This is a genomic window from Virgisporangium ochraceum, from assembly GCF_016863655.1.
GTDB lineage: Bacteria > Actinomycetota > Actinomycetes > Mycobacteriales > Micromonosporaceae > Virgisporangium > Virgisporangium ochraceum.
Genome location: NZ_BOPH01000114.1, coordinates 25,797 through 35,243, shown reverse-complemented (window position 1 = coordinate 35,243; position 9,447 = coordinate 25,797). Strand labels below are relative to the sequence as shown.

Sequence of the window (9,447 nt, the reverse complement as noted above, 5' to 3'; positions counted from 1 at the left end):
CCTACGACGAACGCGTCGACCGCCTGATCGCGAGCATGTGACCGAGCCCCCCGACCACGCGGCGGCGCGGCCCGGCTTCTGGCAGCGCCGCCGCGACAGGTTCGTGGCCGAGATCCACCGCAACCGCGAGGGCGGGCACAAGGTGCCGACGTGGCTCCTGGCGGCAGCCCTGCTGGCCATGGTCGCGTTGTGGGCCGCGCTGATCCTCCTGTCCTGACCCCACCCGTCCGCGATCTTGGACACTTGTACATCGAATTCGATGCACGAATGTCCAAGATCGCGGGGGAGAGGGGGTCACAGGAGCAGGGCGGCGTGGCGGCCGGCCGCGGCGGCGGACAGGAAGTAGGCGTGGTCGGCGTCCAGGCCCCGGCCCATCGTCGACAGCTTCACGGGAAGCGCGCGGAGCGCCTCGTCCAGGCCGCCGACCGGGATCTCCACCACGCGGTGCAGGGAGGTCAGCGGCTTCAGGGCCTCGGTCACCCCCAGCGCGGGATCGAGGCCGGCCGGGATCACCAGGTCGGCGGGGGACAGGGCGACCCGTCCGTACGCGGTCAGGCTGTGGTGGGACACGCCGCGGTGCCGCGGGCGCGGGTCGGCGTCGGAGATTCTCAGCGACGCGACGGGCCGGCCGCCCAGGGCGCCCACGGCGTTCACCGCCTCGCCGGCGTCGACGCCGGAGAAGCCCCACGCTGTGCCGGTCCCCAGGTTGCCCGGACCCTGGGCGACCACGGTGACCTCCGCGCGGAGCCCGGCCACGGCGGCGAGCAGGCCGGCGTGCAGGTTGGTGGCCTCGAGGTCGCCGCCGAACGCCTGCCCGGTGGTCACCGTGCCGACCAGCAGTGGGCGCAGCGCCGAGAGCGTGCGGGAGAACCAGGCCGGCAGGGCGCCGCCGTCGGTCATCACGTAGGCGACCCGGGTGGACGGGCGGGTGGCGAGCACCCCGGCGAGCACGGCCGGTAACGCGGAGTGCAGGTCGGCGACCACGACGGGGGCGCCGGCCAGGTCGTCGGCCGCCGACAGCTCACCCCGCAGCGGCGACGCCTCCTCGTCGGCGGCCAGGACCACCGCCTGTAACGGTGTGTACCGGGCCTTCACCGCGTGGCCGGTGAACCGGCCGTCGGGGGGCAGCCGGTCGGGGAGGGCGACGACCATCGCGTATCCGCCGGTCCCGAGGCCGAGGGAGAGCGCGTTCACGTTGAGGAGCACCCGGTCGCCGACGATCGGCGTCCCGACCATTGCGGGATATGCCAGACCACGGACAGTGACCCCTTCGACACTTATGTCGACTTCCAGGGCACCGTTCCAGGAGCGGCCGACGGAAATCACGGTGCCCGAGCGCCAATGAATCACGATGGTCACGCTAAGGCACGCGTGGCCGCCCCTATTTGGCCGCCCGCGCTGCTAGCGTCGACGGGTGTCCCGCGGCCGTACCGAGCGCCTCGTCAACCTGGTCATCTGCCTGTTGTCGACGCGTCGGTTCCTGACCGCCGCGCAGATCGCGGCGACGGTACCCGGCTACGAGCACAACCCCGACGATCCACGCGAACACGACGCCTTCCAGCGCAAGTTCGAGCGTGACAAGGCCGAGCTGCGCGACCTGGGCGTCCCGCTGGAGACCGGCACCGCGAGCGTGTTCGACACCGAGCCCGGCTACCGCATCGCCCGGCGCGAGTACGCGCTGCCCGACATCCACCTCGAGCCGGAGGAGGCCGCGGCCGTCGGCATCGCCGCCCGGCTGTGGCGCCACGCCGGGCTGGCCGCGGCCGCGAGTTCGGGGCTCACCAAGCTGCGGGCGGCCGGTGTCGAGGTCGACCCGACGACGACGCTGGGTGTCGAGCCGGTGGTCACCGTCGACCCGGCGTTCGAGCCGCTCACCGCGGCGGTGCGGGCCCGCCAGCCGGTCAGCTTCGACTACCACCCGCCGGAGCGGGACACCACCACGACCCGCAAGTTGCAGCCGTGGGGCGTCGTCTGCTGGCGCGGCAAGTGGTACGTCGTCGGTCACGACCTCGACCGCAAGGCCGCCCGCTGCTTCCGCCTGAGCCGCATCGTCGGCGGCGTACGCCGGTCGGGCCGTGCCGGGGCGTACGAGCCGCCGGCCGACGTCGACCTGATCAGCTACGTGGCGCGGTTCTCCGGTCCGGTCGAGCGCACGCACCGGGCGACGCTGCTGGTGAAGCCCGGTCGGGCGGCGGGGGTGCGCCGGTGGGCCACCGAGGTCGTGCCCGGCCCGCAGGGCGACCGCGTGGTGCTGCCGTTCGCCGAGGCGGACTCGTTCGCCGGCTGGCTGGTCGGCTACGGCGCCGACGTCCTCGTCCTCGACCCGCCCGTCCTGCGCGACCGGGTGATCGCCCGGCTGGAGGAGATCTCCGCCGGGCACCCGGTGGTCGCGCCGGCGCAGCGCCGCGAGATGTCGTTCGGGGGACGCACGTGAGCAGCACGGACCGGGTCGGGCGGCTCTTGAACCTGGTGCCGTACCTGCTGGCCCGGCCGGGGATCCCGGTCGAGGAGGCGGCGGGCGACCTCGGCGTGTCCGACCGGCAGCTGCGCGACGACCTCGAGCTGCTCTGGATGTGCGGGCTGCCCGGCTACGGTCCCGGCGACCTCATCGACATGGCCCTCGACGGCGACCGGGTGACGATCACCTACGACGCCGGCATCGACCGGCCGCTGCGGCTGAACCAGGAGGAGGCCCTCGCCCTGATCGTCGCGCTGCGGATGCTCACCGAAACCCCGGGCGTCGGCCACCGGGAGGCGATCGAGCGGGCGCTGGCCAAGCTGGAGAGCGCGGCGGGGGAGTTCGCCGAGGCGCCGGTGGCGGTGCGGTTGGCCGGCAACGCCGACCGGCTCGAGGAGTTCCGCGGGGTCGTCCAGCGCGGCCGGGCGCTGCGGATCACCTACTACACCGCGACCCGCGACGAGACCACCGACCGGGTCGTCGACCCGATGCGGGTGCTGGTCGTCGGCGGCAAGGCCTACCTCGAGGCGTGGTGCCGGCGGGCCGAGGCCGTCCGGATGTTCCGCATCGACCGCATCGACGCCTACACCGAGACCGAGGAGGCGGCCGCCCCGCCGCCGCAGGCGCGCCCGACCGACGTCAGCGACGGCGTGTTCCAGCCGACGCCGGACCTGCCGCTGGTGCAGCTGCGGGTGGGCCGGTCGGCCCGCTGGATCACCGAGTACTACCCGTGCGAGGAGGTCCAGCGCGAGCGGGACCACTGGCTGGTGTCGCTGCGGGCGGCCGACCTGGGCTGGGCCCGCCGCCTGGTGCTGGGGCTGGGTCCGGAGGTCGCGGTGGTCGCGCCGCCGGAGCTGGTCGCGGTGGTCGGCGGGGAGGCGCGGGCGGCGTTGGACGCGTACGCGGCGATCCCGGCGGCCGAGAGCACCGTGCACTAGGGTTTCCGTCGTGACGTGGTGGATCTCCGGCGGAATCGTCGTCCTGGGCCTGCTGGTGCTGGTGGTGGCCGTGAGCCTGCTGCTCGCCCGGATGAAGCGGCTGCGCCGCGTCCAGCGTTCGCTCGAGGTGCGCCTCCACCAGGCACAGCAGATGCAGGAGCCGGTGCTGGCGTTGCAGAAGCGCGCCGAGGAGATGCAGGAGACGGTGCTGGGCATCCAGGAGCGGATGGAGGCCCGCGCGGCGCGCAAGGCGGCCGCCGAGGCGAGCTGAGTTCGTGTTGCGGCAACCGCGGTGCTGGCGCTGCGCGGCGTCAGCCGTAGGATGGTCGGGAACCTGAACGCAAGTACGTGACGATGTGAGGTGGATTCCATGGGCGCACTCAAGCCCTGGCACATCATTGTCCTTGTCGTTGTGCTGATCCTCCTCTTCGGCGCGAAGCGACTTCCCGACGCGGCCCGTGGGCTGGGCCGGTCCCTGCGGATCATCAAGGCCGAGACCCGCGGTCTGGCCGACGACGACGTGCAGGCCAAGGCCGAGGCCCAGCAGACCGGTCGCACGCCGCTGACCAAGGACGACCAGCCCGCCCCGCCGCCGCCGGTCACCGACCCGGTCGAGCGCGCGCGCGAACGGTAACCGGTGCGTCTGGCGCTCCCCGGCCGGCGTAGGAAGAAGCAGTTCGAACGGGCCGCCGACGGCTCCATGACGCTCATGGAGCACCTGTACGAGCTGCGTGACCGGCTGTTCAAGGCGTGCCTGGCCGTGCTGGCCGGGATGATCGGCGGCTGGTTTCTCGCGGGACCCGTGCAGAAGCTCCTCCAGCAGCCGTACATGGACTACTGCACGTCGCACCAGGCGAAGCAGATCGCTGCCAACGGCGGGGTGCTGCCCGACAACGCCAAGGCGTGCGAGTTCCTCGTGCTCGGGGTCGGCGACCCGCTGCTCCTCCAGCTGAAGATCACGATGTGGGTCGGGCTGATCATCGCGGCGCCGCTGTGGATGTACCAGCTGTGGGCGTTCATCGCGCCCGGCCTGCACCGGCACGAGCGGCGGTGGACGTACGCGTTCGCCGCCGCGGCGGCGCCGCTGTTCGCGCTGGGCGCGGTGCTGGCGTACTTCGTGGTGGCGTTCGGCCTGGAGTTCCTGCTGCAGTTCGCCGGCGACAACACCGGCAACGCGATCGAGCTGCTGCGCTACATCGACTTCGTCACCGGCATGATGCTGGTGTTCGGTGTGGCGTTCGAGTTCCCACTGGGGATCCTGCTGCTCAACGTGGCCGGAGTGGTCGGCGCGAAGAAGCTGCTCAGCTGGTGGCGGGTCATCGTGTTCGCGTTCTTCGTGTTCGCGGCGGTGGCGACCCCCACCGGTGACCCGTTCGGGATGACGGCGTTCGCGCTGGCGCTGTCGGGCCTGTACTTCGGCGCGGTGGGTCTCGCGTTCCTCAACGACCGGCGTCGCGCCCGCAAGCGCGCGGAGGAGTACGGGAACGTCGGCGACGACGAGATCTCGCCGCTGGAGTTCGACTCGGCGTCGGTCGACGAGGTCGACCCGGTCGCGCAGCCCGAGGCGGTCACCGCGTCCGGGCCGGTGACGGCGTCGGGGGCGATCACCGCGTCGGAGCCGATCACGGCGTCCGGTGCGATCGGCACCGACACCATCGACGCGCCGCGGCCGCTCGACCGCCGGTACGACGACGTGACCTGACCGGAACACCCGGAGGCGTCCGGGGGATCATGCGGTGGGCCCGGCGGCACTACGCTGTCGCCGTGGCCACCCCCGACGCCCACGCGGCTGCCATCCGGCCGCTCGCGGTCACGCTCGACCAGTCCGTCGCCGTCCTCGCGAACCCGTCGGCCGGGCGCGGTCGCCACGCCGGCACGTTCGACGAGGTCCTGCAGCGGTTGCGGGCCGCGGGCCACGCGGTGCGGGTCCTCGACACGCCCAGCCGTGACGCGGCGCTGGCCGCCGCGCGCGAGGCCGTGCACGACGGCGTCGCGGCCCTGGTGGCGGTCGGCGGTGACGGCACGATGCACCTGGCGCTGCAGGCGGTGGCCGGCACGTCGACCCCGCTCGGGGTGGTGCCGGCGGGCACCGGCAACGACTTCGCCACCGAGGTCGGCGTGCCCACCGACCCACTGGCCGCGGCCGCCGCGATCGCGCGGGGCCTCGCCGCCGGCCAGGGCCGGGCGTTCGACCTGGCCCGCATGACCGCGCCCGGATCCACCGACCCCACCTGGTTCGGCGCGGTGCTCGGCGCCGGGTTCGACGCGGTCGTCAACGAGCGGGCCAACCGCATGCGGTGGCCGCGCGGTCCGCGCCGGTACGACGTGGCGATCATGGCCGAGCTGGCGCGGCTGCGGGCCCGCACGTACTCGGTGACCCTCGACGGCGTCGCCAGCGAGGAGCCGGCGATCCTGGTCGCGGTCGGCAACACCGCCAGCTACGGCGGCGGGCTGCGGGTCTGCCCGGACGCCGACCCCACCGACGGCCTGCTCGACGTGGTCATCGGGCGGCCGATGTCGCGGTGGACGGTCACCCGGCTCAAGCCGCGCCTGTACGCCGGCACCCACGTGAACGACCCGCTGGTGGTGCAGCACCGGGCCCGCGAGGTGGTGCTGGCCGCCGAGGGCATCACCACCTACGCCGACGGCGAGCGGGCGCTGCCGCTGCCGGTCTCCATCACCGCGGTGCCGGGGGCGCTCACGCTGGTGGGCTGACGCCGCGGCCTCAGGTGATGAAGCGGCTGACCAGCACCCGCAGGTTCTCCGCCGTGCCGCTGAGGGTCCGCGCGGTGACCTGTGAGGAGCCGGCGGCCCGGTTGACCCGCTGCGCGCCGTCGGCGAGGCTGCCGATGTTCGCCGCGATGGTCTCGGTGCTCCCGGCGGCCTCCGACACCGACCGGTTGATCTCCCCGGTGGTGGCGGTCTGCTCCTCGACGGCCGAGGCGATCGTGGTCTGGTAGTCCGAGATCTCCTGGATGACACCGGTGATCTCGCCGATCGCGGTCGTGGTGGCCGCGGTGTGGGAGTGGATCGCCTCGATCCGCTTCGCGATGTCGTCGGTGGCCCGCGCGGTCTCCTGGGCGAGGTCCTTCACCTCGCCGGCGACCACAGCGAAGCCCTTGCCGGTCTCGCCGGCGCGGGCGGCCTCGATCGTCGCGTTCAGCGCGAGGAGGTTGGTCTGCTCGGCGATGCTCGTGATCGTCTTGAGCACCGTGGCGATCTCGTCCGACGCGGCGCCGAGGTCGGCGACCACGGTGGCGGTGCTGGCCGCGGTGGAGACCGCGCTGCCGGCCACCTCGGCGGCCCGGCTGGCGGTCTGCGCGATCTCGGCGATCGCGACGGTCATCTCCTCGGCGGCGGTGGCGACGGTCTGGACGCTGTTCGACACCTCGGCCGCCGCACCGGCGGTGACCTCCGCCTGCCGGCTCGACGCCGCGGCCTCGGTGGCGGTCTGCGCCGACAGGTCGGTCAGCTCGGTCGACGCTGTCGTGAGGGTCGCGCCGGCCGCGGAGATCGCGGTGACCGTCTCCCGCATCGCCTCGGCGGCCAGGTTGAGCGCCTCGCCGAGCTGGGAGAGCTCGTCGGTGCCGCGGCTGTCGACGGCGATGGTCAGGTCGCCCTGCGCGAGCCGGTTCAGCGCGGCGACGACGGCCCGCAGCGGTCGCAGGATCGACCGGATGATCAGGACGCCGCCGACGACCAGCAGCAGCGTGACCAGCAGCGGGATGAGGAACATCAGCACGGTGGCGCGGGCCACCGCGCGGTCGCCGGCCGCCGCACCGGCACCGATCTCGGCGACGGCGCCGTCCTCGAGCGCGGTGAGCTGCTCGAAGATCCGGTCCTCGAGCGGCCCGAGCACGGTGTTCGACGCCTGGGCGGCCTCGGCCGCGCGGCCGGCCCGCACCAGCGCGACCACCTTCTCGCCCTCGCTCTGGTACTGCGCGTCGAGCGTGGTGATGGTGTCGAGCGCCGACCGTTCGGCGGCGGAGACGCTCAGCGCCCGGTAGGCGGCGAGCCACCGCTGGAACTCCTCGTGGCTCCCGGTCCACTGGTCGACGAACCCCTGGTCGCCGCTCGCGACGAAGCTGCCGAGGTCGTCGGCCTGGCCGGTCTTGTGCACCTGCATCTCCAGCGCCGCCACGACCGACGGGTGGTCGTCGTCGACGACGCCGTCGAACGACCCGGCGAGCGAGTTCAGCGTGTAGCCGAGCGTCACCGAGGTCGCGAGCAGACCGACGACGGCCAGCCCGATCAGGGCGCCGAGCCTGCGCCCCACCGAGATCCGCATGGTGGTTCCCTCTCCGCGGCGGACGCGTCAGGTGCGGAACCCGCCGACGAGGGTCTGCAGCTCGCTGGCCATGCGGGCGAGGTCGCTGCTGGAGCGTTCGGCCTCGGCGACGCTCTCCGTGGTGTGCTGGGCCGCGCTCGCGAGGCTCTCGACGCCGCTGGTGATCTCGCCGACGCCGAGCGCGGCCGAGCTGACGTTGCGGTTCATCTCGTTCGTGGTGGCGGTCTGTTCCTCGACCGCCGAGGCGATCGTGGTCTGGTAGTCGCTGATCTCGTTGATCACCGTGCTGATCTCGCCGATGGCCATGATCGCGGTCTGCGTGTCGGCCTGGATCGCGTTGACCCGCGAGCTGATGTCCTCGGTGGCCCGCGCGGTCTCCTGGGCCAGCTCCTTGACCTCGCTGGCCACGACCGCGAAGCCCTTGCCGGCCGCGCCGGCGCGGGCGGCCTCGATGGTGGCGTTCAGCGCGAGCAGGTTGGTCTGCTCGGCGATGCTCGTGATGAGCTTGATGACGTTGCCGATCTCGGCCGACGAGGTGCCGAGCTCGCTGACGGTCTGGTTGGTCTTCTCGGCGGCGCCCACGGCCTGGGCGGCGACCCGGGCGGCCTCGGCGGCGTTGGTGCTGATCTCGCGGATGGCCGCGCCCATCTCCTCCGAGCCGGCCGAGATGACCTGGACGTTGCGGTTGACCTCGTCGGCGGCGTTCGAGACGACGCCGGCCTGGCGGCTCGCGGCGTCGGCGTTGCCGGCGATCTGCGCGCTCGTCGCCGACAGCTGCTCGGCGGCCGCGGCCAGCGACTGCGACGCGTCGGTGAGCGCGGAGACCGTGGTGCGCATGCTGCCGGAGGCCCGGTTCAGCGCGCCGGCCATGGTGCCCACCTCGTCACGCGAGCGCACCGTGACCACGCTGCGCAGGTCACCGTCGGCCATCTTGCCGAGGCTGTCGACGACCTCCGACAGCGGACGGGTGATCCGCCGGATCGTCACGAACCCGAGCAGGACGGCGACGGCCGCGCCGACGAGGAACACGGTCACCATGAGGGTGAGGCTGCTCTTGTAGGTGCTGTTGGCGGCGGCGGACGCCTCGGCGGCGCTGTTCGCCTCGTACTCGGTGAGCTTGTCGAAGCCGTCGTTGACCTGGTCGACCAGCGGCGCGGCCTGGGTGTTGAAGGTCGCCTCGAACGCGGCGTTGTCCGAACGCTCCGCCGCCGGGATCAGCTGCTCGGAGCGGACCTTGCGGTAGGCGACGAGCGCGGTCCTCAGGCTGTCGATGTATCCCTGCTGCTCCGGGCTCAGGCCGAGGTCCTCGTAGGCCTTCAGGGCCCCGTCCAGCTCCGCGGCCGCCGCCTCAAGCTCCTGCTTCTTCCGCGCGGTGGCCTCCGGCGTCGACGCGATGTTCATCATCGCGATGGTGATGATGGTGTCGTCGAAGAGACCCTGCGCGAGAGCCAGTTGCTTGACGGGCTTGAGGTTCTCCTCGTAGATCTCCGTCGCCCTGGCGTCGACGTCGCGCAGCCCCAGGCCTCCGAACAGGGCGACCGCGCCGCAGGCGAGGATGGACACCACGAGCGTGAGTGCGATCTTGGAACCGACCCGCAGGTCGGAGAACCAGTTGGTCCACCGACGTGGGGCACTGCCGTCCACCGGTCCGCCGCCCATGCCTGGTCCCCTCTCACCGAGACGTTACCTTTGCCTATTCTGCCGTTTACGCCCGAACTTGAGGTCTTTTCTCACCTTGCTGCGACCGGGTGCGGGATGGGAGC

The 9,447-nt window shown here is 72.7% G+C and carries 10 protein-coding genes; 7 read left to right on the top strand and 3 right to left on the bottom strand.

From position 1 onward, the window contains the following. Nucleotides 1-217, top strand: a 217-nt coding sequence (locus Voc01_RS41730; RefSeq protein WP_373873934.1) for a hypothetical protein, incomplete at its 5' end; no start/stop codon positions are given. A gap of 77 nt (nt 218-294) precedes the next feature. On the opposite strand, the gene Voc01_RS41725 is transcribed toward Voc01_RS41730, so the two are convergent. Then, nucleotides 295-1,350 (bottom strand): DUF3866 family protein, encoded by a 1,056-nt coding sequence (locus tag Voc01_RS41725; RefSeq protein WP_203933254.1) that lies wholly within the window; start codon nt 1,348-1,350, stop codon nt 295-297. A gap of 64 nt (nt 1,351-1,414) precedes the next feature. On the opposite strand from Voc01_RS41725, the gene Voc01_RS41720 reads away from it, so the two are divergent. The 6 genes from Voc01_RS41720 to Voc01_RS41695 all read left to right on the top strand — a co-directional run bounded on the left by Voc01_RS41720 (nt 1,415) and on the right by Voc01_RS41695 (nt 6,111). Beyond that, nucleotides 1,415-2,434: a helix-turn-helix transcriptional regulator gene (locus Voc01_RS41720; RefSeq protein WP_203933253.1), complete on the top strand. Its 1,020-nt coding sequence runs from the start codon at nt 1,415-1,417 to the stop codon at nt 2,432-2,434. After that, the gene (locus Voc01_RS41715) at nt 2,431-3,396 is read left to right on the top strand and encodes a helix-turn-helix transcriptional regulator (RefSeq protein WP_203933252.1); all 966 of its coding nucleotides are present in this window, start codon (nt 2,431-2,433) and stop codon (nt 3,394-3,396) included. The genes Voc01_RS41720 and Voc01_RS41715 overlap by 4 nt, the downstream gene beginning before the upstream one ends. Nucleotides 3,397-3,406: 10 nt before the next feature. Then, nucleotides 3,407-3,667: a hypothetical protein gene (locus Voc01_RS41710; protein WP_203933251.1), complete on the top strand. Its 261-nt coding sequence runs from the start codon at nt 3,407-3,409 to the stop codon at nt 3,665-3,667. Nucleotides 3,668-3,766: 99 nt separating this feature from the next. Then, nucleotides 3,767-4,030 (top strand): Sec-independent protein translocase subunit TatA, encoded by a 264-nt coding sequence (gene tatA / locus Voc01_RS41705; protein WP_203933250.1) that lies wholly within the window; start codon nt 3,767-3,769, stop codon nt 4,028-4,030. Between the two features lie 66 nt (nt 4,031-4,096). After that, nucleotides 4,097-5,098 carry a twin-arginine translocase subunit TatC gene (tatC, locus tag Voc01_RS41700; protein WP_203933256.1) on the top strand — a complete coding sequence of 334 codons (1,002 nt, stop codon included), beginning with the start codon at nt 4,097-4,099 and terminating at the stop codon, nt 5,096-5,098. Between the two features lie 92 nt (nt 5,099-5,190). Continuing rightward, nucleotides 5,191-6,111: a YegS/Rv2252/BmrU family lipid kinase gene (locus Voc01_RS41695; protein WP_239160880.1), complete on the top strand. Its 921-nt coding sequence runs from the start codon at nt 5,191-5,193 to the stop codon at nt 6,109-6,111. 10 nt (nt 6,112-6,121) lie between these two features. Here Voc01_RS41695 and Voc01_RS41690 read toward each other — a convergent pair whose 3' ends face one another. Together Voc01_RS41690 and Voc01_RS41685 are read right to left on the bottom strand one after the other, a co-directional pair. After that, nucleotides 6,122-7,684 carry a methyl-accepting chemotaxis protein gene (locus Voc01_RS41690; protein WP_203933248.1) on the bottom strand — a complete coding sequence of 521 codons (1,563 nt, stop codon included), beginning with the start codon at nt 7,682-7,684 and terminating at the stop codon, nt 6,122-6,124. Nucleotides 7,685-7,711: 27 nt separating this feature from the next. Beyond that, nucleotides 7,712-9,343 (bottom strand): methyl-accepting chemotaxis protein, encoded by a 1,632-nt coding sequence (locus Voc01_RS41685; RefSeq protein ID WP_203933247.1) that lies wholly within the window; start codon nt 9,341-9,343, stop codon nt 7,712-7,714. Between the last annotated feature and the right edge of the window lie 104 nt (nt 9,344-9,447).